The organism is Nonomuraea harbinensis (assembly GCF_019396385.1).
GTDB lineage: Bacteria > Actinomycetota > Actinomycetes > Streptosporangiales > Streptosporangiaceae > Nonomuraea > Nonomuraea ferruginea.
In genome coordinates this window covers 29,214-53,388 of the sequence record NZ_JAHKRN010000059.1, presented here as the reverse complement: position 1 = coordinate 53,388, position 24,175 = coordinate 29,214, and the positions used below count along the sequence as shown (strand labels likewise).

18 protein-coding genes are annotated in these 24,175 nt (G+C 70.0%); 10 read left to right on the top strand and 8 right to left on the bottom strand.

What is annotated here, in order from left to right; translation table 11 throughout:
• Nucleotides 1–293 precede the first annotated feature (293 nt).
• Nucleotides 294–2,090 carry a tyrosine-type recombinase/integrase gene (locus KME79_RS38345; protein ID WP_219550491.1) on the top strand — a complete coding sequence of 599 codons (1,797 nt, stop codon included), beginning with the start codon at nucleotides 294–296 and terminating at the stop codon, nucleotides 2,088–2,090.
• Here the strand turns inward: KME79_RS38345 and KME79_RS38340 are convergent.
• The 5 genes from KME79_RS38340 to KME79_RS38320 all read right to left on the bottom strand — a co-directional run bounded on the left by KME79_RS38340 (nucleotide 2,087) and on the right by KME79_RS38320 (nucleotide 7,934).
• Nucleotides 2,087–2,623, bottom strand: coding sequence for a hypothetical protein (locus KME79_RS38340; RefSeq protein ID WP_219550478.1), 537 nt, complete (start codon nucleotides 2,621–2,623; stop codon nucleotides 2,087–2,089). The genes KME79_RS38345 and KME79_RS38340 overlap by 4 nt on opposite strands.
• Nucleotides 2,620–4,161: an ISL3 family transposase gene (locus tag KME79_RS38335; protein WP_308249202.1), complete on the bottom strand. Its 1,542-nt coding sequence runs from the start codon at nucleotides 4,159–4,161 to the stop codon at nucleotides 2,620–2,622. Before KME79_RS38335 ends, KME79_RS38340 begins: the two co-directional genes overlap by 4 nt.
• Nucleotides 4,162–4,929: 768 nt before the next feature.
• Complete coding sequence (locus KME79_RS38330; RefSeq protein ID WP_219550474.1) at nucleotides 4,930–5,829, bottom strand: NAD(P)-dependent oxidoreductase; 900 nt, start codon at nucleotides 5,827–5,829, stop codon at nucleotides 4,930–4,932.
• On the bottom strand, nucleotides 5,826–7,304 hold the full coding sequence (locus KME79_RS38325; RefSeq protein WP_219550472.1) for an MFS transporter: 1,479 nt from the start codon (nucleotides 7,302–7,304) through the stop codon (nucleotides 5,826–5,828). Before KME79_RS38325 ends, KME79_RS38330 begins: the two co-directional genes overlap by 4 nt.
• A 36-nt stretch (nucleotides 7,305–7,340) precedes the next feature.
• Nucleotides 7,341–7,934 carry an NADPH-dependent FMN reductase gene (locus KME79_RS38320; RefSeq protein WP_219550470.1) on the bottom strand — a complete coding sequence of 198 codons (594 nt, stop codon included), beginning with the start codon at nucleotides 7,932–7,934 and terminating at the stop codon, nucleotides 7,341–7,343.
• A 142-nt stretch (nucleotides 7,935–8,076) separates the two neighbouring features.
• Between KME79_RS38320 and KME79_RS38315 the strand changes: the two genes are divergently transcribed.
• The 3 genes from KME79_RS38315 to KME79_RS38305 all read left to right on the top strand — a co-directional run bounded on the left by KME79_RS38315 (nucleotide 8,077) and on the right by KME79_RS38305 (nucleotide 12,951).
• Nucleotides 8,077–11,265, top strand: coding sequence for an AfsR/SARP family transcriptional regulator (locus KME79_RS38315; protein WP_219550469.1), 3,189 nt, complete (start codon nucleotides 8,077–8,079; stop codon nucleotides 11,263–11,265).
• Between the two features lie 70 nt (nucleotides 11,266–11,335).
• Complete coding sequence (locus KME79_RS38310; protein WP_219550467.1) at nucleotides 11,336–12,034, top strand: TetR/AcrR family transcriptional regulator; 699 nt, start codon at nucleotides 11,336–11,338, stop codon at nucleotides 12,032–12,034.
• The gene (locus tag KME79_RS38305; protein WP_219550465.1) at nucleotides 12,031–12,951 is read left to right on the top strand and encodes an alpha/beta fold hydrolase; all 921 of its coding nucleotides are present in this window, start codon (nucleotides 12,031–12,033) and stop codon (nucleotides 12,949–12,951) included. The genes KME79_RS38310 and KME79_RS38305 overlap by 4 nt, the downstream gene beginning before the upstream one ends.
• Before the next feature lie 202 nt (nucleotides 12,952–13,153).
• On the opposite strand, the gene KME79_RS38300 is transcribed toward KME79_RS38305, so the two are convergent.
• The 3 genes from KME79_RS38300 to KME79_RS38290 all read right to left on the bottom strand — a co-directional run bounded on the left by KME79_RS38300 (nucleotide 13,154) and on the right by KME79_RS38290 (nucleotide 15,923).
• Nucleotides 13,154–13,714, bottom strand: a complete 561-nt coding sequence (locus KME79_RS38300) for a hypothetical protein (RefSeq protein WP_219550463.1) — start codon at nucleotides 13,712–13,714, stop codon at nucleotides 13,154–13,156.
• Nucleotides 13,714–14,283, bottom strand: a complete 570-nt coding sequence (locus KME79_RS38295) for an RNA polymerase sigma factor (RefSeq protein WP_246641131.1) — start codon at nucleotides 14,281–14,283, stop codon at nucleotides 13,714–13,716. The genes KME79_RS38300 and KME79_RS38295 overlap by 1 nt, the downstream gene beginning before the upstream one ends.
• Nucleotides 14,284–14,741: 458 nt before the next feature.
• Entirely contained in the window at nucleotides 14,742–15,923 is a 1,182-nt protein-coding gene (locus KME79_RS38290; RefSeq protein WP_219550459.1) for an SGNH/GDSL hydrolase family protein, read from the bottom strand.
• 308 nt (nucleotides 15,924–16,231) lie between these two features.
• On the opposite strand from KME79_RS38290, the gene KME79_RS38285 reads away from it, so the two are divergent.
• The 6 genes from KME79_RS38285 (at nucleotide 16,232) to KME79_RS38260 (ending at nucleotide 24,131) form a co-directional block, all read left to right on the top strand.
• Nucleotides 16,232–17,017 (top strand): GntR family transcriptional regulator, encoded by a 786-nt coding sequence (locus tag KME79_RS38285; protein WP_219550457.1) that lies wholly within the window; start codon nucleotides 16,232–16,234, stop codon nucleotides 17,015–17,017.
• A gap of 117 nt (nucleotides 17,018–17,134) precedes the next feature.
• Complete coding sequence (locus tag KME79_RS38280; RefSeq protein ID WP_219550455.1) at nucleotides 17,135–18,169, top strand: ABC transporter substrate-binding protein; 1,035 nt, start codon at nucleotides 17,135–17,137, stop codon at nucleotides 18,167–18,169.
• A 5-nt stretch (nucleotides 18,170–18,174) separates the two neighbouring features.
• The gene (locus tag KME79_RS38275) at nucleotides 18,175–19,872 is read left to right on the top strand and encodes an ABC transporter permease (protein ID WP_219550453.1); all 1,698 of its coding nucleotides are present in this window, start codon (nucleotides 18,175–18,177) and stop codon (nucleotides 19,870–19,872) included.
• 20 nt (nucleotides 19,873–19,892) lie between these two features.
• Complete coding sequence (locus tag KME79_RS38270) at nucleotides 19,893–21,014, top strand: ABC transporter ATP-binding protein (protein ID WP_219550451.1); 1,122 nt, start codon at nucleotides 19,893–19,895, stop codon at nucleotides 21,012–21,014.
• A 4-nt stretch (nucleotides 21,015–21,018) separates the two neighbouring features.
• Entirely contained in the window at nucleotides 21,019–21,825 is an 807-nt protein-coding gene (locus KME79_RS38265) for a phosphatase (RefSeq protein WP_219550449.1), read from the top strand.
• Between the two features lie 29 nt (nucleotides 21,826–21,854).
• Nucleotides 21,855–24,131 (top strand): phosphodiester glycosidase family protein, encoded by a 2,277-nt coding sequence (locus KME79_RS38260; protein ID WP_219550447.1) that lies wholly within the window; start codon nucleotides 21,855–21,857, stop codon nucleotides 24,129–24,131.
• Nucleotides 24,132–24,175 lie beyond the last annotated feature (44 nt).

Below are 24,175 nucleotides of genomic sequence, written 5' to 3'. Positions count from 1 at the left end.
ATCCTGCCCCGTCATGGCGGCCTGGTCGGCGAGGGTCATCGTCACTGTCTCGATCGTCCTGTCTCGCCCTGCTTTACATCAAAAGGACTCATCTGTCCCATGTACCACAGCAGTCTGACAGAGAGGGCCGTGACCAGACCGACTTTCATCGCAACGCGCCTGCTTGGGCCGGTGACGAGGTCCGTCCCTACCTGGCGGCGCACGCCTACCTGCTGGGCTCCTTCACCGGCTTCGACCGGCTCGGCAGCTTCCAACGCCTCACCCTGGCCCGGCAGATCTTCGGGCGCGACCGGTTGAGTAACGAGATCGCCCAGGTTCGAGCCGTCCTGGACGAGTGGGGTTATCGGCTCGGCCGCGATGACGACACGTTGTTGCCGATGGTGGCGTGCCGGCTGTTCCTGCTCAACCGCAGCCCTCACGTCGACGAGTTGACCACCGAGCTGTTCGATCGGGTGCGGCGCGAGCGTCTGCTGCCGGGCACGCAGATGAATACCTTGCATGCCCTGCAACGGGCGGTGAGCGCGCTGGGGTTCTGCGATCCGCCCCGGCAGGGCACCGGCCGTCACTCGGGCCGGGCGACGGGCGGCGCACCGGATTGGGAGCGGTGGGTGGACCGCTGGCATGCCACCTCGACGTTGACGCCCCGCACCCGCAGCGGCGTCCGCTCCAACCTGCTCAAAGTCGGCCGCTGGCTCCAGGCCGAGCATCCCGACGCCGCCGATCCGGCGGACTGGACCCGGCAGACCTGCGCGGCTTGGGTCGCCGCGCTCGACCGGATGAACGTCGGTGACTACGTCCAGCGCACCGTCGGCCTCAAGGACCGCGTCGGCAAGCCGCTGGAAGCCAGCAGTAAGGAGGGGCAGCTCGCCGCGCTGCGCAGGTTCTTCGCCGACTGCCAGGAATGGGAATGGCTGCCCCGCCGTTTCGACCCGCAACGCGCGCTGGCGACCCCGCGCAGCATCGCCGCGCTCCTTGGCCCGAACCCCCGCGTGATCGCCGACGAGATCTGGGCCAAGCTGTTATGGGCGGGACTGAACCTCGACCAGGAAGACCTGCCGCAGACCAGATCAGGGCACTTCTATCCGATCGAGCTCGTCCGCGCGATCACCGTGACCTGGCTGTTCAGCGGGCTGCGCAGTGACGAGATCGCCCGGCTGCGCCTGGGATGCATCCGCTGGCAGCACCAGGACGCCCCGATCCCCGGCGACTCCGACCAGGTCCTGGCCCGCGACGCGGTCTGCCTCCTGGACGTTCCCACCCACAAGACCGGAACCGCATTCACCAAGCCCGTTGACCCGATCCTCGGCCAGGCCATCGACGCCTGGCAGGCCGTCCGCCCCGACCAGCCGCTCTTCGTCGACCGCCGCACCGGCGAGCAGGTGAACCTACTGTTCGCCTTCCGGGCCCGCCGTGTCTCCTCCTCCTACATCAACAACACCGTCATCCCCATGCTCTGCCGCAAGGCAGGCGTGCCGGCCACTGACGTCCGCGGGAACATCACCAGCCACCGGGCCCGCTCGACCATCGCCAGCCAGCTCTACAACGCCAAGGAGCCGATGACGCTGTTCGAGCTGCAAGCCTGGCTCGGGCACCGCTCCCCGCAGTCCACCCAGAACTACGCCAAGATCACCCCGACGACGCTGACGCGGGCCTACACCGATGCTGGATATTTCGAACGCAACGTTCGCACCATCGAGGTGCTGGTCGACAGGGGCGCCGTGGAGAGCGGAGCCGCGGCCGCCGGAGAGCCATGGCAGTACTACGACCTGGGGCACGGGTTCTGCAACTACACCTTCTATGAGCAGTGCCCGCACCGGATGGCCTGCGCCAAGTGCGACTTCTACACCCCCAAGGACTCCTCCAAGGCCCTGCTCCTGGAGGCTAAAGACAACCTGCAGCGCATGCTCGCCACCATCCCGCTCACCGACGACGAACGAGCCGCCGTCGACGACGGCCAGGCTGCCCTGGACCGGCTGCTCGGCCAGCTCGCCGACGTTGCCACCCCCGCCGGGCCCACTCCCCACCAGATCAGCGCCGCGGCCCAGGCGACCCTGCTGCCGGTCATCGAGATCAACCAGAGGCCGACCTAGTCAGGCCGCCCACCACAGACCAGTGGATGCCGCACGAATTCTGGAGGGGCATTGCCGAGATCAATGCTGTTCTCATCGAGAGCGTTGGCGATGTGGAAGCGACCCATGTCGAAGACGAACTCGACAGCGATAGTGCCGCCCGCTATGTCATGACGCGACGATGGATGCCACTCGAGCAGAGCGACCTCACGCAGTTCCTGGCCGACGAACGGCTCAAGCCGTTCGTCGTCGCTGGACCACACCGGGGTGAGCTCGTCATACTCCTCCCAGCCGCTGATCGCAGCCGTCGTGTCGATGGTGTTCCAGCCGATCGACAGCTCGTCGAACTTCCAGTGGCATACCTCTACCTGAACACCACCGAAGTCCAAGACGACGGGGCAGTCAGCGAACCAGTCCCCGTCTTCGACGAAACGCACCAGGGCGAATCCCGTCAGGCGCCGGCCACCCAGCGCAGCCAGGCCCGGTCCGTGTTCTCCCCGGACGGCTTCAAGTCCGACGAGAAAGGTCGGCTCGAAGCCAGAGATACCCATCACGACAGGTAATTGTCTAGGTTCATCGCGGCACCGGCCAGTCGATATCCCCGCTGCCGAGCCGAGTGCCAAGCTTGACAAATCAGATTCCACATAATGACCCGGCAGACGTTGCCTTCGACGGGGCCGCTGCTGTGGGGCAGGGTGAGTCCGGCCAGGACGGCGGCGTGGTCGCGGCGGATGCCGTGGGCGAAGGCGTGCAGGTGAGACAGGCCGTCATCTTCGACGGCGGTTAGCCAGTCTTCAAGCCGTGCGCCGTGGCGGCCGGTGAGCATCTCGGCGAACGCTGCGACATGGGCGCTGAGGCGCTCCAGGGCGGGGCTGCGCATCTTGACCTGGGCGAGGTTGGCGCTGTCGTGCTCGGTCAGGTGGTCAGGGTGGCTGGTGATCCACCGGGTGACCTCGCGGACTTTGGGCGGTGGGGGCGGAAGCTGCGGCGGAGTGAGTCCGGCGCGTAAGGGCTGTAGATAACGGCGAACGGAGCGGGAACTGCCCTGGTAGCCCTGGGCCACGATCTCGGCGTGCAGCACCACGCCGTCGTGAATGCCCTGGTTCCATCGTTGCAGCAGGTAAGGGGCGAACCTTTCGATCTGCTTGAGGGAGGCGCGGGGTCCGGAGAAGGCTTGGTCGGCAGTGGCGGCACGGCGGAACTTTCGCACCGTCTTGTCCGACAGCCCCAAGATCTTGCAGATCTCGGTGTGCGTCTTGCCCTGGGCGAGCAGGTCGTGGATGGCGGCGTGCCGCTCACGGGTGCGGACCGCGGTGCGAGATTCCGGCAGGCTGTCCGGGATGGGCGGCGCGGAGCCCGTGCTGGACTCACTGGCTGTCGGGGTGGTGCTGTCTGGGCTAGGTTCGCGCAGGTCCGCCCGGTGAATACGGACCGTGGCCTCGACCGCGTCGCAGAGGTTCTTCCACAGATGCCAGCGGTCGGCGACTTGCGTCGCCTGCGGAGCGCCGTCGGCCGCGCCTTCGGCATAGGCGCCGGCCCGATCCCGGCAGATGATCTCCACGCTCGGATGCCGGCGCAGCCAGTCGGCCAGGGTGCCGGCCAGGCGGTTCTCCAGCACGTCGATGGGATCGCCGCTTTCCACGTCGATCAGAATGGTGGCGTAGGAGTGGCCCTTGCGCTTGGCAAAGTCGTCCACGCCCAGGATGCGGACCTGTCTCGTCTCGGGGTCGGGTAGTGCGCGAATCAGACGGATCAGCAGAGATCGGGATACGGTGATGCCCAGGCGGGCGGCCAACCGCGCCCCGGCTCGCCCGGCCAGGGCCAGCGCGATGTGCTCCAGTAGCCGACGCAGCGCCGAGGTCCGGCGCGCGTACGGTTGAGCAAGCTCGGGCACCTGCTCGGCGAACGTACGCACCAGGCAGTCGGAGTTGACGCAGAACCACCGCCGCATCTCCAGTTCGACGGTCACGGGTACCTCCCCGCAGGGTAGGTCCTGCAGTTGGCGACGGTAGCGGCTGTGGACCCGCCGGCTCAGGGTGCCGCAGGAGCCACACGGCGCTTCTGTATTCCGAGAGCGTGCGCTGATCAGCACACCGTTCTGGTCTCGGGTCACTGTCTCCACCTGGACGGCTGCCAGGTGGGGGAAGAGAAGAAGGAGAAGATCGAGGCTGGAGCTGTCGCCACCTGCCTGGAAGTGCAGCACAATAGCCCTCACGGCCGCTCGTGATGATCGGGTTCTTGGTCGAACCTGATCTTTACGATGCGGCCGCCCTCATGAGCGACCAGTTGCGAAATCGCGACCACGGCCACACAGCGTCACGACATCACGATCTTTGTGCCAGAGCCAGTTTTAGATGGCCGCATACACTCGGCAAACTTATGAGGCTGACGCGGCCAAAGGCAACAACGGTTGCCATGGAGGCGACAAGGCCGCGTTTCCAAGGACGAGCGATCGGCAAGGCTCGGGAGGCGATGTGCGTGGGACTTGAACCCACGGCCCACGGATTATGAGGGCGGCTACCTGTAGCCTGCATGTTTCACACCGAAGAGATCACTGGTTCGACCGAGAATCGCCCACCACATCGCAGCAGGTCAGGGGCTGGTTTTCCAATGGAGGGACCGGCCTTCTCGCTGTCTGGACCGTGACCTCGGCCGTCACCCACCCGGACGGACCGTCACACTCTGGCGGACGGTTGTTCGGCACAGCGGACTTCTTCTTTCGGAACCAGGGATCCCCAGAGATCAGGTGTCCACCAAACCGGGTCCAGCATCGTGCTTGGGCGTAGCTCGAACCCGGCGAGTGTGGCGATCCACAGACCCGCCACGCCAGAGCTACGCCCACGTGTGATGGGTACGCGGTCTAGGCTCGGCTGGGCCGGCCCAGCAGCTCGAACAGGCTGGAGAAGCCTTGGTCGCCGTCGCCGCCGGCGATCCTGCGGTCCATCAGTTCCTTGACCTCCTTCATCCGTACGGCTTCCACGCCGAGGGATTCGCGGTGGTCGATCAGGTCGTCCATCAGCGCCGCCTGGACGTTGAGCGGACCGAGATCCGGTGCGTACTCGCCGCTCTTGACAGCCTTGCCCATCGAGGTCAGCAACGACGGGTACATGGCCACAGAGCCGGCGACGCGCTCGGTGAACTCCACCACGTCGACCCCTTCCGCCTGGACCAGGCGGAGCACGTGCAGATAGCCGATGAGCAGTTCGTAGCCCACCGCGACCTGGGCCATGAACTCCACGGCTGCCAGGCCGGCGTCCTCACCGTGGTAGGCGATGCCGCCCAGTTCCCGCAGCGTCGGCTCGTGAGCGTCGAAGGTGGCGTGGGAACCGCTGAAGAGGAGCATGACGTTGGGGGTTCCCACGTAGGGCGGATCCCCCATGATCTTGCCGTCGATGTACTCGGCGCCGTGTTCACGCGCCCAGCGCTCGTTCGCCCGGGCCTGGCCTGCGGAGCCACTGGTCACGTTCACCAGCACCTTGCCCGCTACCGCCGGCCCCACGGACGTCAGCACCTCCTCGACCGCCGTGTTGTCGAGCAGGCAGACGATGACGAGCGGGCTCGCCGCGACCGCCTCAGTGGCCGTGGCGGCGGCCGTGGCGCCGCTCTCCACCAACGGGGTGCTCCTGCTCGCGGTCCGGTTCCAGACCGTCGTGCGATAGCCGCGGTCGACGAAGGTCCTGGCGATCGCCGACCCCATCTCACCGAGCCCCAGTACGGTGACCTGGCTGGTCGCGGCGGTCGGGTTCCTGGTCGTCGTCATGATGACGCCCTTCGTGTCGAAGCGTGGGGTGCGTTCGGTGGTTCGGCCAAGGTCGGTGATGGGGCGGCCGGGGTGGTGCGGCGGGTGAGGGTCAGGGCTGCGAGGATGCCTGCGAGGGTGAGCGCGGCCGCGAGGTAGACCGCGTCGCGCAGGCCGTCGGAGGTGGCGGCGCGCAGCGCCTCGCCGGTCAGCCCGGTGAGCCCGGAGGCGGAGACGCTGACCAGGATGGCCAGGCCCACGCCGGTGCCGACCTGGAGGGCGGTGTTGGCCATGCCCCCTGCGGCGCCCTGGTCGTTGTCGGCCACGCCGGTGCCCGAGACGCCGAACATGGTCGGGTAGATCGTTCCCATGCCCAGGCCGTACACGATCAGGCCGGCGAGGATCGTCCAGTACGAGCCGTCGGCTCGCATGCCCGCGGCCATCAGCGCGCCGCCGGCGGAGCCGAGCAGCAGAGCGATGATCAAGGTGGCGCGGGCGCCGATGCGGTTGATCAGTCGTTCCGCGACGAAGTTGGCGATGCCGATCACCACGGAGAGGCCCAGGAAGACCAGCCCTGCCTGCAGTGCCGAGTAGCCGAGCACGTCCTGGACGTACAGGGTGAGGAAGTAGACCAGGTTCTGCATGGTGATGCCGAAGGTGAGGATCACCAGCAGGCCGGCGCGGACGTTGGGGTTGGCGAACAGCCGCAGCGGCATCAGCGGGTGCCTGGTGCGGGCCTCGATGACGACGAACGTGGTCAGCAGCGCCACGGCGAGGACGGCGGAGGCGAGGACGGAGGTCGTGTTCCAGCCGATCTCCGGGCCCTGGGCGATGGCGAAGACGAGCAGGGTCAGCCCGGCCGTTCCGGTCAGGGCGCCCGGGATGTCGAAGCCGCGTCCCCGTTGGCGCGGGCCGTCCACGTCGAGCAGGGCGAACGCGCCCACGGTGCCCGCCACGACCAGCGGCACGTTCACCAGGAACACCGCCTCCCAGCCGAACGCGTGGGTCAGCACACCGCCGAGCAGGGCGCCCAGGCTCAGCCCGCCCGCGCCTGCCATGGCCCACACGGCCAGGGCGCGTACGCGCTCGCGGCCTTCGGTGAACCTGGTGGTGACCAGCGAGAGTGTGGCCGGGAACAGGAAGGCGCCGCCGATTCCCTGGAGCGCCCGCGCCGCGATCAGTGTCGCGGGTGAGGTCGCCAGGCCACCCAGGAGCGAGGCACCGCCGAACAGGAGCATGCCCAGGACGAACATGCGGCGGCGGCCGAGCAGGTCGGACGAGCGGCCGCCCAGCAGCAGGAAGCCGCCGAAGAAGATGGCGTAGGCGCTGACCACCCATTGGACGGCGTGACCGGACAGCCCGACCTCGCGGGCGATGTCGGGCAGCGCCACGTACACGATGGTGAAGTCGAGCGAAGTGATCAGGCTGGAGAAGGCCAGCAGAGCGAGGATCCAGCGCGACCTGGCGCTGGTGGTCATTCTTTGTGGCGATGGCATCGCGATCTCCTCAGAAGGTTCGGGGCAAGGCTTCTGTCACGCCACGTAGGGGCGTTCCGCGCGGGCGTCACACAGGGTGCGGGCCCACCAGGTCAGCTGGTCGATCAGGCTCTCCGCCGCCGCGCGGCAGCCGACCTCGTCGATCGGGCGGCCGCGGTCGTCGAACTTGTCCCGGCAGGAGTGGAAGCTGACCGTGTTGCGGACGGTGACGGCGTGGAGCTCGGCGAAGACCTGCCTGAGGTGCTCGACGGCGCGCAGACCTCCGGAGGCTCCGCCGTAGGAGACGAAGCCGACCGGTTTGGCCTGCCATTCGTCGACGTACCAGTCGATGGCCGTCTTGAGCGAGGCAGGGAAGCTGCGGTTGTACTCCGGCGTGACGATCACGAACGCGTCGGCCCGGTCCAGCCGTGCTCCCAGCTTCCGTACCGGTTCTGGCGCCTCGGAAGGCCCCGTGTCGTCAGCGGCGAGTACGGCGGGCAGGGCGACATCGGCGAGGTCGATGAGGTCGAGACGGAGGGCGGGGCGCCGCCCGGCCTCCCCGGCGAACCATTCGGCCACCGTGGGACCGAACCGGCGGTCCCGGATGCTGCCGGTGATGATGGCGACGTTCAGCGGTGGGGTCGCGGTCATCGCTCTCTCCCTTCGAAACTTCCTGTGCGGCTCGGTGGGTCGAGCATGGCGACCGGCGCTTTTCCGGCTCTTACCGCGCGCTTCCCGCAGGCAGCGGGCCGCGGTAAGCGGGGCCGGGGAAAGCGCCAGATAGTGTGACGACATGCGATTCGGGGTGCTCGGGCCGCTGGGGGTATGGACGGCGGACGGCGCCCCGGTGGTGGTGCGCGGGGCGAAGGTCCGCGCGCTGCTGGCCGTGCTCCTCGGGCATGAGGGGCGGCCGGTGCCGGTGGACCGGCTGATCGACGACCTGTGGGGTGTCGCGCCGCCGCGCAACCCGTCCGGGGCACTCCAGGTCAAGGTCTCGCAGCTGCGCCGCGCCCTGGACGAGGCCGAGCCGGGCGCCAGGGACCTGGTGTCCTTCGAGGAGACCATCGGGTACCGGCTTCGGATCGATGCGGAGGCCGTCGACGCGATGCGGTTCACCGGGCTGCTGGCGCGGGCGCGCGAGGCGCCCAGCCCGCGTGCACGGGCGGGCCTGCTGACCGAGGCGCTGGAGCTGTGGCGCGGGCCGGCCTACGCCGACTTCGCCGACGAGGAGTTCGCGCGGCTGCCGATGGCGCTCCTGGAAGAGCAGCGGCTCACCGCCCTCGAGGAACGGGCGGAGGCGCGCCTGGAGATCGGTGAGCTGGGCGCCCTGGCGGGCGAGCTGGGCGACCTGGTCGAACGCCATCCGCTGCGCGAACGCCTCCGCGCCGCGTACATGCGCGCCCTGTACGGCACCGGCCGGCAGAGCGACGCCCTCGAGACCTACGCCGACCTGCTGACGCGGCTGCGTGAGGAACTGGGCCTGGACCCAGGGCCGGAGATCGCCGGACTCCACCGCCGGATCCTCGAGCAGGACCCTGCCCTGGCCACCGCGCCAGAGGCGGCGCCGCGGACGAACCTGCCCGCGCAGATCAGCGAGCTGGTCGGGCGTGAGGAGGCGCTGGCCCAGGTCCAGGCGCTGCTGAAGTCGGCCAGGCTGGTCACTCTCACCGGCCCGGGCGGTGTCGGCAAGACGCGGATGGCTTTGGAGACCGCCGCTGGCGTCGCCGCGGATCACCCTGATGGCGTGTGGCTCGTCGAGCTGGCCGGCCTCGACAGGACGGCCGGGCCGCCCGGGACCGACCGGCTCGTGGAGAAGGTCATCGCCGTGCTCGACATCCGCGACGACACCGCCCCCGGCATGCCGCGTTCCGGCGCTCCCTCGGATCCGGCGGAACGGCTCGCCGACGCGCTGCGTACCCGCCGGACACTGCTCGTCCTGGACAACTGCGAGCACGTGATCGACGAGGTCGCCGCGTTGAGCGAGCGGCTGCTGCGGGCCGCGCCGGAGGTGCGGATACTCGCCACCAGTCAGGAGCCCCTGGGGCTCGCCGGGGAGTCCGTCTGGCCGGTCCCGCCGCTGGAGGCGCCCCTCTCCCCGGCCGAGACCGGGGTGGCGACCCTCCGCAGGTTCAGCGCCGTCCGGTTGTTCGAGGCGCGCGCGGCGGCCGCCGTTCCCGGGTTCGTGATCGACCACACCAACGCCCGGGTGGTCGCGGCGATCTGCCGCCGGCTGGACGGCGTCCCGCTGGCCCTGGAGCTGGCGGCCACCCGCCTGCGCGCACTGGACGTCCATGACCTGGCCGAACGGCTCGACGACCGGTTCCGGTTGCTCTCCTCCGGACACCGCGGCGCCCCGGCGCGGCAGCGGACCCTGCGCGCGATGATCGACTGGAGCTGGGAGCTGCTGTCCGAGCCGGAACGCCTTGTCCTGCGGCGCCTCGCCGTACACACGGAGGGCTGCGCGCTGGAGGCGGCTGAGGAGATCTGCGCGGACGGCGGCGACGTGGCGCCGGAGGACGTCCTCGACCTGCTGGCCCGCCTCGTCGACCGTTCGATGGTGGTCAGGGCCGGTGGAGCGGGCAGCAGCCGCTACCGGCTGCTGGAATCGGTCGCGGCCTACGCGCTGGACCGTCTGGAGGAGGCCGGTGAGACCGAACGGGTCCGCCTCCGGCACCTGATCTTCCACACCGAGCTGGCCGAGCGCGCGGAGCCGCGGCTGCATGGCCCTGACCAGCGGCGCTGGCTTCGGCGCCTGGACGCGGAACACGGCAACCTGCGCGCGGCGCTGGAGGAGGCCGTCCGGCGGCAGGACGCCGGCCTCGCCCTGCGCCTGGTCAACGCGCTGGCCTGGTACTGGTTCCTGCGCGGGAGGATCGGCGAGGGCCGGCGCGCGTTCACGATGGCGCTGGCCATCCGGGGGGCGGCCCCCGCCGCGACGAGAGCACGGGCCGAGGCCTGGCAGACCGGGCTGGATCTGCTGGGCGAGCGTACGACGGACTTCCGTACGCCCGCGGAGACCATCGCCGACCCCGGCGAACGCGCCAGAGCGGAGTGGTTTCTCAGCGACGTGCTGCTCGGAGCCGGCGACCTGGCCCTCAGCCAGGAACTGGTCAACCGGGCGCTCCCCGTGCTCCAGCGGCTCGGCGACCGCTGGGGCACCGCCGCGGCGCTGGCCACCGTGGCCAACCACGCACTCGTCCGCAGCGACCTCGGCACGCTCGAACGAGCCGGGAACGAGAGCCTGGCGATATTCGAAGAGCTGGGGGACCGGTGGGGGCAGGTACGGGCCATCGACCTGCTCGGCAGGCTCGCGGAGATCAAGGGCGACCATCGCAGGTCCGCCGATCTCGGCCGCACCGGACTCCGGCTGGCCGAGGAACTCGGGCTGTGGCTGCAGGTCTCGCTGCTCCAGTCCGGGCTCGGCCGGATCGCCCTGCTGGCCGGCGACCACGCCGAGTCCGACCGGCGCCACGAGCGAGCCAGGACCCTCGCCGCCGAGCACGGTTACCGCACAGGCGAGACCTTCGCCCGCACCGGCCTGGCCCTCACCGCCCGCCGAGCGGGCCGCCTCGACGACGCCGAGGCCCACATGCGCGACGTCCTCGCCTGGGAACGCGAGGTGCGGTACGCGCCGGGCATCGCGCTCGGGCTGGCCGAGCTCGGCTTCACCGCCGAGCAGAGAGGAGACGCCGCCGCGGCGGAGGAACTCCACCGGGAGGCCCTCGCCGTCGCACAGGACACCGGCGACCCCAGGGCGATCGCGCTCGCCCTCGAAGGCTTGGCCGGCACGGCGGCCCTGACGGGCGCCCATGCGGAAGCGGCACGACTCCTCGGCGAAGCCGCCGCCCTGCGCCGGTCCGCGGGCGCACCCCTGCCACCCGAGGAGCACGGGGACGTCGACCGCATCACGGCCACGGCGCGGTCCGCACTCGGCGACGACGCCTTCGCCACGGCCTTCGCCGAAGGTCACGCGACGGCCTGACAAGCCTGTCCGTGCCTTCGGTATCAGCGAACGCGCAGTCATCCGCTGTACCTGTATTACGATACGGTACGTGACGTATCGAGATAATGGTGAGGGGGCGGCGCGCGGCCGTCCCCGTGACGCGGCTCTGGATCAGCGGATCACCGCTGTCGTCCTGGAGGTGCTGGGGGAGTCCGGTTACCAGGGGGTGTCCTTCGAGGAGGTCGCCCGGCGGTGCCAGACATCCAAGGCGAGCCTGTACCGACGGTGGGGGTCCAAGCGGGAGATGGTGATCGCCGCGGTCAAGGCAGGGCCCGCAGAGCGCGAGGCCGGTGAGCCGATCGACACGGGCACCCTGCGCGGGGACGTGCTGAGCCTGTGCCGGCGGCTGGACCAGACCATGCGCGCCGCGGACAGTCAGACCGCGATGCTGCTTCTGCAGGCGGGTCTGGAGGACCCGGGCCTGTGCGAGGCCATCGAGAACGCCGTCGGCCCAACAGGTGCCCGGTTGCCTCGACGGGTCATCGACACCGCGATCGCACGCGGCGAGCTGCCCGACGGCGCGGACCCTTTCGCCTTCGAGGAGGTGGTCGGTGCCGCCCTCCTGCTGCGACGGGTCAACGGCCTCGCGGTCGACGAGGAGTACCTGTCCGCACTCGTCGACACCGTCGTCATCCCAGCCCTGAAGGCATCGTCGGGGCGTGCGCCCCTGCCCGCCGGGATCTTCTCCGGCCGCCCAGCCCTCACCGCCCATGAGACCGCCGCGCCTGACGCGAAGGAGAACGCATGACCACCCGACTGACGATCAGCGGCTTCGACTACCGGACCATCCCCGGCGCCGACGGCGTCAACCTCAACGTCGCCGTCGGCGGGAGCGGGCCGGCCGTGGTCCTCCTGCACGGGTTCCCGCAGACCCACTACATGTGGCGCCACGTCGCGGCGCGGCTCGCCGACGACCACCGGGTCATCGTCCCTGACCTGCGCGGATACGGCGACAGCGACAAGCCGGACGGGAGTGACCCCGCCACGTACTCCAAGCGCACGATGGCTCAGGACATCGTGACGGTCGCCTCCGCCCTCGGCGTGGACCACTTCGGGCTCGTCGGGCACGACCGCGGTGCGCTGGTCGCCGTCCGCGCAGGCTTGGACCACCCCGCCGTCGTGGACTACCTGGGAATCCTCGACGTCCTGCCCACCCTCGACACCTGGGCCGTTCTCCAGGGAGTCGACGCCAAGGTCGCCTGGCACCTGTACCTGATGGCTCAGCCCGTCGGGCTTCCCGAGAAGATGATCCGCGCGGTCGCTCCGGAGTTCTTCGGCTCCTTCCTGGACGCCTGGGACCCCAGCGGCACGACTTTCACCCATGAGGAGCGCGCCCACTACATCGACAGCTCGGTCGCCGCGGTCGACTCCATCGTGGCCGACTACCGGGCCACCGCGAGCATCGATCTCGAGATGGATCGAGCCGACCGTGAGCGTGGCGCGCAGCTCGCGATGCCGGTCGGCGTCATCTCTCAGGACTGGGGCTCCCAGCTCGGCTTCGACGCCGCATCGCTGTGGCGGGCCTGGGCGCGGGACCTGACCTACCAGCCGACCGCGTCCGGTCACTTCATGGCCGAAGAGAACCCTGTCGAGATCGCCACCTTCATCACCACCCTTGCGACGCGCCCGAACGCGCGGAACCACCGAGTCGTTCCCGGCAAGTGATCGTCGCTGTCGGTGATGGCCGTGTCCTCGGTCGCGGTCGGGCGGGAAGGCGTTGGGGTCGTGAGGGCTTCGAGGACCTGTCTTCGGCCGCTCTCACCAATGGCGCCATGACCGGCAACTACTGCTAGTAACAGAGCAAGTCCCTGTGTGACACCCGCTGGCCGCCACTACCCGGTGCCCAAGGCAGGTGCCCTGGGCTGGGTCACTCTCGTTCTACGCCGCTGAACGCGACCGGAACGAGCTCGCACGGTGCGACCGGTCCACGGACGACTCCGACGCTGCCTCCATTGCTCTTGGCCGGGTCGTCGTTGGCGGAGTGCATCTGGACGACGAGCGTCTCGTCCGGCCCGAAATCCTTCGGGTCGATCCAGAAGTCCATCGAGTCCTCCGCTCGTCTCAGCGGCATCCTTTCCGGCTGGGGCACGATCTCCCCTCGCGGCTCTCGGCAGGTCTGTCCGTACGGGACGTAATCGATCACCGCTCGCACGCCCTCCTCCCTCAGCCTTTTCTCCAACTCCTTGGGCCTGACGAACTCGTTGATCCGCACGGTGACGGTACCGTCGGGGTTCTTGACCACGGCGAACGCCGGCGTCTGCGACATCAGCGGTATGACGACCGCCACCGCTGCGGCCACCGCTGCGGCCAACCCCGCCGCAGCCACCAGATGGCGTGCGGGCCGGCGCGCCGGCCGGGGTTCCCACGGGACCGTGGCGGCCTCCGCGCGCAGTTCCGCGAGCAGCTTGTCCCTGAACGACACCGTCATCACAGTCCTTCCGTCACGAGAGCCGCCGCTACGCCGGGTACCTTCCGTAGAGTCCGCCGGGCGCGATGCAGCCGGACTCTGGCCGTGCCGACCCTGATGCCCAGGGCCTGGGCCGCCTCTGCCACTGTCAGCTGGTCGATGACCACGAGCTCGAGCAGCGCCCGTTCCCCTTCTGGCAGGTCGGCCATGGCCGACAAGGCACGCCGGGCGGGCTCTTCGGCGTCGATGCGGTCGGTCAGGTCGGCGATGTCGTCGCCGTCCAGCAGCCGGCGCGCGACGACCCGTTCGACGGCACGGGCCTCGCGCTCGCTGCGGCGTCGTTGGACCGACAGCACGTTACGCGCCACTCCGTACAGCCATCCGGTCTCGCTGCCCTGTCCTGGCCGGTAGGTGTGCCGGGAGTGCAGCGCCGCAAGGAATATCTCCGCCGTCAGATCGGCCACCGTGTGCGGGTCGGCCACCCGGCGTGCGACGAACCGTGTCATCACGTCGAAATGTCGCAGGTAGAAGGCTTCGAAACCCTGCGTCCGAGCTAACGGGTCCGCCGGTCCCTCCTGGTCGAGCCGCAAGAGCTGCGTTCCCTTCGTCCAACGGTGCTTACACCTTGTACTTGACCGAACCCCGCGATGCGTTACGAGGCGGTGCCGCATGCGGGTCCGTTCCCCTGTTCGCGGCTCGTCCGCACCATCGCCCTCGATCGGGGCACTCTCATCGCCGCAGCGGGTATTGCCCTCGGCGTTCCCGCCTGCGACCAGGAGGGCCGAGGCGTGGGTGGCGACCCAGTCCTCGGCCGCGGGATCGGCTGGCCGGTGCAGGCACCACGCACTGGCCCAGCGCTTTTCGATGACGTGATGCTGGACGAGGAGTACGCGTCGGCGGAGAACCTGTACACCTCGTACTGGTCCAGGCCGTCCGAGCGATGCATCAGGCCGGTGGGCCCGCCGCCTGTGATGATCTCCCTCATGTGCTCCAGTCCGGGCCGTGCCCCGGGACGTGCCGCGAGCCCCGGGGCAGTGCAGAGCGGCGGTCAGTGGCCTCGTCTCTTCAGGATCGGGCGCAGGACCTTCTCGTACGCGTCGGCGTACGTCGCCATGCCGAGGTCGCTCGGGTGCGAGCCGTCCACCAGCTCCTCAGGTCCGGGGAGCTTGTCGGCCGAGAGGTAGGAGAGACCTCTGACGCCGGAGCGGCGCAGGTTCGTGTAGGCCGTGCGCAGGGCGGCCGCGTTCTGGGCGTTGCGGGTGCGGCGGAACTCGACGAACTGGCCGTCCCCGTACCGGCGGTCCTCGACGAGCACGATGGGCGTGTCAGGGCGGGCCGCGCGCAGGATGCGGACGAAGGGTTCGGCGCGTTCCGCGATCTGCTGCGGGTTCATGTTGGGGGAGCTGTCGACCACGTAGACGGACGCGTCGAGCTCGGTGAGCAGCTCGGCGATCTCGGGCTCCATCCGCGCGTTGCCGGAGAAGCCCAGGTTGACGGTGGGGACGTCGAAGCGGCGGCCCAGGAGCGCGGTGATGGACATGCCGGGCCTGGACGCCACGCCGCCCTGCATGATCGAGCTGCCGTAGAAGACGGCGGGCGGGGTGGTGCGCGGTGCGGCCCCGAGGAACTTGGCGCCGGCCTGGACGCCGATCTCCAGCCGCTGCGGGCTGTTGTACAGCGGCAGGTAGGCGGTGTAGAGGCGCTCTCCTGGGTCGACCGCGATGCCCATCTGCTGGTCGACGTTCTGCGCCGCCGGGTGCGTGTTGGCGAGCCAGGCGTCTTGTCCTGCGGGGGTGCGCGCGTACAGGTCCACGCCGCTGTGGCCGATGGCCGGCATGTGGTACATCGCGACGGTGGCCAGGCTGAGCCGGTAGCGGGCCCGGAAGATGGTCGAGTCGGTGACGAACCGGGTCAGAAGCCCCGAGGAGTTGCGGCTGCGCACCCAGACCTCGGGGGTCACGACGCCTTCGGCCTTGGCCGGGAGCCGGTCGTAGTAGGCCGCCGTGTCGGACCAGCCCTTGCCCTCGACGCCCCAGTGCGAGACGTCGTACCAGGCGATGTCGCCCTCGACGCTGGGCGTCACCTCGACGAACTCGGTGGGCCACGCGGCGGGCGGCTGCGGGGCGGCGGCGTGCGCCGGCGTCGCTAACAGGCCGGGGACCGCGAGGGCGGCGCCGCCGGCGCCCGCGAGCCCGAAGAGATGACGTCGATTGACCATGTGGTTGCCCATCGGTGCTCCTTTGTCGGAACGATGCTGTTCAGGGCTGAGGCCGGTCGGGGGAAGGCGCGCGTCGGGGCAGGGTGGTCATGCGTCGGCCCTGATGCGACGATGATCGGACCCGGCCTGACGGTCGCGGCCAGCCGTGGGACGGAGGAGTGGCGGTGGCGTCGTCGCGCCCCGCCCTGGTTCACCGGAAGGTCATGATTCTTCGGTGACTGTAAGAGTTGGTATACAAGTCGTCAATACCAATCCATGGCTGTGGCGTAACATGCGGGAGAGGTGCGGGTGTCGCCTTGAAGGGGTTGGAGGGGGTGGACGTGAGCGACGCGGACGCTCGTCGCGGGCGCAAGCACAACATGGTCCGCGAGCGGATCATGAGCCTGCTCGAAGACCTCAACGTGGGAGATCCGATCCCGCCCGAGCGAGTGCTTGAAGAGGACTGCGGCGTCTCCCGGCTCACGGTGCGGCGCGCCGTCGACGACCTGGTCAGGGACGGTCATCTCATCCGCAAGCAGGGCAGCGGCACCTACGTCGCGCGGCCCACGATCACCCAGTCGCCGACGGCGTCGTCGTTCTCGATGGGGCTGCGCCGGCGCGGCATCACGCCCTCCACCCGCGTCGTCGGCGTGGAGCGCTCCGACGCGGGCGTCCGCATGAGCTGGCGGCTGCAGATCGCGCCGTCCGACATGATCGTGACGATCCGCCGGCTGCGGCTGGCCGACGGCGACCCGATCGCGCTCGCCACCACGACGCTCCCCGACGCGCTGGTGCCCGGCCTGCCCGCCGAGGAACTGGAGGAGAAGTCCCTCTACCAGTTGCTCTCCGACCGCTACGGCCTGAAGGTGGCGGCGGGCACGCAGACCATCGAGCCGACGGTGCTCAGCCAGGAGGAGTCGGCCGTGCTGGACGCGCCGCCGTACTCTCCCGCCTTCCTCTTCAGGACCGCGACCCGCACGTCCGAGGGCGTTCCGGTCGAGTTCACCCAGACGTTGTTCCGCGGCGACCGCTACATGATCACATCGGAGCTGGACCTCACGTCGACCCTGGAGGAGGACCTCGGACACCCTCGCGGAGTGACCCACAAGGCGACGTCTTTGGGATGACGACCCGTCAATTGGTTTACAAGAGATATTGACATCTCGCGTCACCGATAACACCATTTTGTGCATCGTGACCTTGCGTCCCTTCCTGCGGGCGCATCGATCCGAAGGCGGTCACTCATGCACAAGTCCCTGTTACGAGTCGCCGCAGGCGCGCTCTCTCTCGCACTCCTCATGCTCGGGTCGGCCTGCGGATCCGACGGCGGCGACGACGCCGCATCCGCGTCCGGCGGCACGGTGACCTGGTACACGCCGATGCCCGAGGAACCCGCCCGGCGGCTGGCCGAGGCGTTCAAGGCCGAGTCGGGCATCGAGGTCGAGGTGCTGCGGCAGAGCGCCGGCGAGCTCCTGGCGCGGCTGAAGGCCGAGGCCGGCCGCCCCGCGGCCGACGTGATCGGCCTGGCCAGCGGGGACGCCGGACCGCTCGCCAAGGAGAAGCTGATCCGGTCGTTCAAGCCCACGGCCGAGGGCATCGACAAGCGGTTCGTCGACCCCGAGGGTTACTGGCACGCCAACGAGCTCATCCTGATGACCGTCGGCGTCAACGCCGACCGGTGGAAGGAGGAGACCGGCGGCGCCCCGCTCCCGACGACGTGGGACGAGCTGCTGCGCCCCGACCTGAAGGGCCAGCTCGTCATGCCGAACCCGACGCTGTCCGGCACCGGGTACACGTTCGTGGCGACGCAGATCTTCCGCAACGGCGACGAGGCGGGTGCGTGGAAGTTCCTCGACGAGTTCCACAAGCTGATCGGCCAGTACACCGACAGCGGGGGAGCGCCGTCGCAGCTGGTCGCCACCGGCGAGTACGCCGCCGGCGTCTCCTTCGCTCATGACCTGCTCAACGTGCGCGGGGCCGGGTTCCCCATCGAGCTCGTCTACCCCAAGCCGACCGGCGTCGTCATCTCCGGCAACGCGCTCGTCCAGGGGTCGCCGAACCCTCAGGGCGGCGAGAAGTTCGTCCAGTGGCTCCAGGGTGAGAAGGCGTCCCAGATGATCGTCGACCTCGTTCACTCCTACCCCGTGCGGAGCGACGTGGACCTGCCCGACGGCGCGCAGGGTCTCGCCGAGCTCGACCTGGTGGACTACGACCCGGTGCGCGCGGGCGAGATGCGCGACGCGGTGTCCAAGGAGTTCGCCAAGCGGTACGGGGTCTGATGCCCGTGCCCTCGACGACCCAGCAGACCGTCGTACCGGAAGAGCGGACCGAGCGGGCCCCCGGGTCCCGGCCGGACTGGCAGCGGCGCAGCCGCAGACGCCTGCTGGCCGATCGGATCACGGTGGGCACGCTCGTCGCCTACGTCGCCGGCCTGCTCCTCCTGCTCGTCCTCGTGCCGACGGTCGCCATGCTGTTCGAGCCCGACGGCGAGGCCTGGAGCAGGCTCGCCGAGCCGCGCGTGGCGACGGCCGCGAAGAACACCGTCGTCATCGGCGTGGCCTCGACGCTGAGCGCCACCGTGGTCGGCTTCCTGTTCGCCTACGCCCTCAGCCGGCCCGACATCAGGGGCCGGGCCGTGCTGCGGGTGATGGCCCTGCTCCCGCTGATCTCGCCGCCGTTCGTCGTCGGCCTGGCGGTGCTGCTGCTGTTCGGGCGGCGCGGTCTGATCACGCACGAGCTGCTCGGCCTGGACATCAGCCTCCTCGGCCTCGGCGGGCTCTGGCTCGTCCAGACGCTGGCCTTCTTCCCCATGGCCACGCTGACCCTGCTGCCGACGCTGAAGAACATCGGCTCCACCCTGGAGTGGGCCAGCCGGGATCTCGGCTGGACGTGGTTCCAGACCTTCCGCCGGGTCACGCTGCCGCTGGCGTTCCCCACGATCCTGAACGCGCTGCTGCTCGTCGGCATGTTCGTCATCACCGACTTCGGCAACCCCGTCCTCATCGGTGCCGGGTACCAGGTGCTCTCGGTCGAGGCGTACGTGCAGGCGGTGGGCCGGCAGGACTTCGGGATGGCGGCGGTGCTGTGCGTGCTGCTGTTCGTACCGACGCTGATCCTCTTCCTGATCCAGCGCCGCGTCCTCGCGCGGCGCTCCGCGGTCACCGTGTCGGGCAAGACCGGGAGCCTGCCGCCCGCGCCGCTGCCCGCGGCGGTGCGGCGCGGGCTCCTCACCGTCCTCGGCCTGGTCAGCGTCCTGATGATCCTCATCTACGGGAGCATCCTGGTCGGCTCGTTCACCCGGGCGTGGGGCGCGGACTGGAGCCTCACGCTGAACCACTGGCAGACGGCGCTCCTGCGCGGTGACGACATCCGCAACTCCGCGCTGTTCTCCGCCACGGCGGCGATCATCACGACGATCAGCACGCTGGTCGCCGCGTACGTCGTGCACCGCACGCGGGTCTTCGGCCGGGGCATGATGGACGGGCTCGCGGTGCTGCCGTCGGCGATCCCCGGGACGATGATCGGGATCTCGTGGCTGCTCACGTTCAACGAGCCGCCGATCGCGCTGACCGGCACCGCGCTGATCCTGGTGCTGGTCATGGTCGTGCGGGCCATCCCGGTCGGCTACCGCACCGCGGTGACCACCATCAACCAGATCAGCCCGTCGATCGACGAGGCCGCCACCGACCTCGGCGCCTCGCGCGCCCGGGTCATCGTCCAGATCATGTTCCCCCTGCTGGGCGGCGCGTTCACCACGTCGCTCGTGTTCGGGTTCCTCCACGCGATCAACACGCTGAGTGCCGTGATCTTCCTGACCTCGCCGGGCATCGGCCTGGGCGCGCCCACCATCGTCAACCTCGCCGAGTTCGGTCAGTGGGGCGCCGCGACCGGCGTCGCGGCCGGCCTGATGGTGGTCAGCTTCGCCGGGCTCGCCGTCGCGAAGCTCGCCCTCGGCTCCCGGCTGCGGCTCTACGACCTGTGACACCTGCTGATGGAGATTCCATGATCGAACTGAAGTCGTTGTGCAAGTCGTTCGACGGGGTGCCGGCCGTACGCGACCTCGACCTCGTCGTCGGCCGCGGCGAGTTCCTCTGCCTCCTCGGCGCCAGCGGGTGCGGCAAGAGCACCACGTTGCGGATGATCGCCGGGTTCATCCAGCCGGACAGCGGGAGCGTGCTCATCGACGGCGTGGACGTGTCAGGGTACGGCCCCGACGCGCGGCCGACGTCCATGGTGTTCCAGGACTACGCGATCTTCCCGCACCTCACCGTCGCGGAGAACATCGAGTTCGGGCTGAAGGCGCAGAAACTGGCCAAGGACGAGCGGGCCCGCCGTACCGAGGAGGCGCTCGACCTGGTCGGCCTCACGGGACTCGGCGGCCGGCGGCCGAACGAGCTCTCGGGCGGGCAGCAGCAGCGCGTCGCCGTCGCCCGGTCGCTGGCGATCCGGCCGTCGGTGCTGCTCATGGACGAGCCGCTGTCCAACCTCGACGCGAAGACCCGCATCCAGCTGCGCACCCAACTGCGCGAGATCCAGCGCGACACCGGGACGACGATCGTCTACGTCACCCACGACCAGGAGGAGGCGCTGGCCCTGGGCGACCGGATCGCCGTCATGAAGGACGGCTCGCTCGAACAGCTCGGCAGCGGGCACGAGATCTACCTGGCCCCGTCCAACGGGTACGTCGCCGACTTCGTCGGCATCACGAACTGGCTGGCGGGGGAGTACGCCGGCGGGTCGGACGAGTCGTGGGAGGTGAACGTCGCCGGAGCGGTGCTCCGCGCGACGCCCGCGAGCACGTCGTCCTCCGTCTCGCCCGGCTCGCCCGTCGATGTGTCCGTACGCCCTGAGGACGTGTCGCTCAGTGAGGAGGACGCACCCGGTGCGGGGGTGCTGCGCGGCGTCGTCCGCGACGTGCAGTTCCTCGGCCCGGTCGTCCGCACCTACGTCGAGACCGGCGGCTCGGTGGTGCTCGTGCACTCCGCCCAGAGCGGCTGGTCGCCGGGGGCGAACGTCCGGCTGAGCATCGGCGAGGGAGCGGCGCGGGCGTTCCGCAGGGTCGAGGGCGCGTGGCGCCCACCGGAAGCCGCCGCCCGGCCCGTCGTAGCGGTCGCGGCGAGCTGACCGCATGGGCATCGCACACGAAGCGGCGGACCTGCGCGACCTGCTCGTCGAGCGGAGCCTGTCCGGCGGCATCAGGACCGTCCGCCGGCAGTCACTGGCGTACGCGCACAAGATGCTCAAAGGAGACCCCGACAACACCTTCGGCCTGGAGGACTGGGGTACCGCGTCCATCGACGAGGTCGTGACCGCCGTCGAAGCCGGCATCGGCGACCGCATCACGGACGGCGACCCCGAGCTCGGGTACATCGCGCCCGAGCACACGCTGGCCGGCATCAGGGCGCACGCCGACGCCCTCGCCCCCTTCCTGCGGGACGGCGGCGGCACGGTGCTGCTGGCGACCGGGCACCCGACCGGGCTGCTCGACCACTACGCCGACCTGGCGCGCGCGCTACGGAACGCGGGCAACCAGATCGTCCGCGTCCTCGACGACCACCGGCTCGACCGCGCCGTCGGGGCCCACGCCGCCGGCGAGACGGGGATCCGGTTCTTCGGCGGGGTCGCGTGCGCCTTCCACGACGAGGCGATCCTGCACACCCACCGGCCCGACCACATGGAGGCCGTGATCGCCGCGGTGGCCGCCGGCGGCGTGCGGATCGATCTCGTCATCGCCGACCACGGCATGGCGGGCGCGGCGATCGCGGCCGGCCTGCACACGCTGTCGATCGCCGACGCCAACGACATCGCCCTGTTCCTGGCGCGCGCCAGGGGACGGCACGAGCACGTCCTGCCGATCGAGGACAACTTCACGCCCGCCGAGTTCGCGCCGGTGACCGCGTACATGCTCCGGCGCGCGACCGGTATCGCTGTTTGAGGAGGATGGTCATGTCCCGTCACGGTTTGATGCGATGGAAAGTCCCCTCTGCCCTCTTATCGGCGGCTCTCGCCCTGGTCCTGACCGGGCCGGCGTACGCGGGGACGCCGTCGCCCGCCGCCGCGCCCGCCGTCGCGCCCGCCGTCGTGGGCGTCCTCGACGGCCGCACCGAGACCTACCGCGAGACCCGGCCGGTCGCTCCTGGCGTCGAGCTGAGCACGGTCGAGCTGTACGGGCCCGACGGCGCCACCGGGGAGCCCGGCTGGCTGCAGACGTACCAGATGTCCGCCGACCTCAAGGCCGGCGTGCGGATCGGGCGGCTGTTCCCCGGCCAGGTCGCCGCGCGGCGGCCGCTGCTCGACATGGCGCGCGAAGTGGGCGCCATCGCGGCGACGAACGCCGACTACTTCGACATCGCCGCCTCCGGCGCGCCTTGGGGCGTGGCCGTCCAGGACGGCGAGCTGCTGCAGTCGCCGCTGCCCAACACCAAGGCGACCCAGACGAACCAGACCGCGGTGATGTTCTCCGAGGACCAGGTGGGCGCCATCGGCGAAATCGTCTTCGAGGGCACCGTCAAGCTGCCCGGCAGGACCGTCCCGCTGGACGCGCTCAACAAGGCCGAGCTGCTCAAGGACCAGATCGGGATGTTCACCCCGGTCTGGGGCACGTACTGCCGCTGCCATCCGGTCAGGGGCGTCGCGCGGACCATCGAGGTGGTCGTGCGCGACGGCGTCGTGGCCGAGGTGGTGGACGTTCCCCGCGAGGGCGCGATCGCCGAAGGCGCGTTCGTGCTGGTGGGACGCGAGGCCGGTGCCGACGCGCTGTCCTCGCTGCGGGTCGGCGACCCGGTCTCCGTGGACTATGCCCTACGGGCTCCCGGCGACATGAAGGTCAAGGCGGCCGTGAGCGGACGTCAGCTCATCGTCGCGGACGGCAAGCCGCTCGAACTTCCGCCCGAGAACAACACGCCGGAGCCCAGGACCGCCGTCGGATTCTCCGCCGACGGGACCAAGATGTGGCTGGTCGCAGTGGACGGCCGGCAGCCCGAGTTCTCCCGCGGCATCGGGCTGAACGAGCTGGCCGAGATGATGGTCGATCTGGGCGCCCACAGCGCGCTCAACCTCGACGGCGGCGGCTCGACGACGCTCGTCGTGCGCGAACCCGGTCAGAAGCAGGCCGACCTCGTCAACCGGCCGTCCGACGCGGCGGGCACCCGTCCCGTGCCGACCGGGCTGGCCATGTTCCTGCCCAAGGGCAGCGGCAAGGCCAAGGGCTTCTGGGTGAGCACGGCGACGGAACGCGACCGGTTCCCCGGGCCTGAGGCCGCCGCGTCGTGGCGTACCGAGCGGGTCTTCCCCGGACTGACCCGCCGGCTGACGGCGGCCGCGTACGACGAGACGTACGGTCCCGCCGGCGTGCCGCGCAAGATCAAGCCGCAGTGGCGGGTCAAGAACAGCCGGATCGGCCGGGTCGACCGCGACGGCGTCTTCCGCGCGCTGTCGTCCGGTGAGACGACCGTGACGGCCGAGCACGGCAAGGCCGCCGGAGACATCGGCCTCACCGTGCTGGGCCGGCTGGCCCGCCTGGAGACCGACACCCGCCGCATCAACCTGCTGAACAAGGGCGCCCAGGGAACCTTCGAGGTCAACGGCTCGGACTCCGCCGGGTACGCGGCCCCCATCGACCCCGCCGACGTCCACCTCACCTACGACAAGGCGGCGCTGGACGTGACCGCGACCGTCACCGGCGCGTTCACCGTCACCGCGCGGGCCGCCGAGGGCGAGCACGTCGTCACGGTGTCCGCCGGCGGCGTACGGACCGAGCTGGTCGTCGGCGTCGGGACGTCCCAGGACGTCGTGGACACCTTCGATGACACCTCGAACTGGAACTTCTGGAGCCTGCGCGCCACCGGCACCGCCTCCTCCACCTCTGACGGTCACGCCGGGAACGGGCTGAAGCTGGACTACGACTTCACCCAGAGCACCGCGACGCGCGGCGTCGGCATCTGGCCGTCCGCCAACCTCCTCCCGGTGGCCGGCCGGCCGACGGCGTTCAAGCTGTGGGTGAAGTCCGAAGGCCACGACCAGCGGACCCGCCTGGAGGTCGTCGACCGCAACGGCACCCTGCACACGATCGAACCCGCCTTCATCACCGAACCCGGGTGGCAGCAGATCACCTACGACCTGCCGGACACCATGGCATACCCCGTGAGCCTGCGCCGCATCTTCTTCAACGAGATCAACCCTGACGCCCGCTACACCGGCACCCTGGTCCTGGACGAACTGACCGCCGTAGCCGCCGGCTGACCGTCTGGGCGCGGCACCTCTGGTGCCGCGCCCGGTGACGGCCC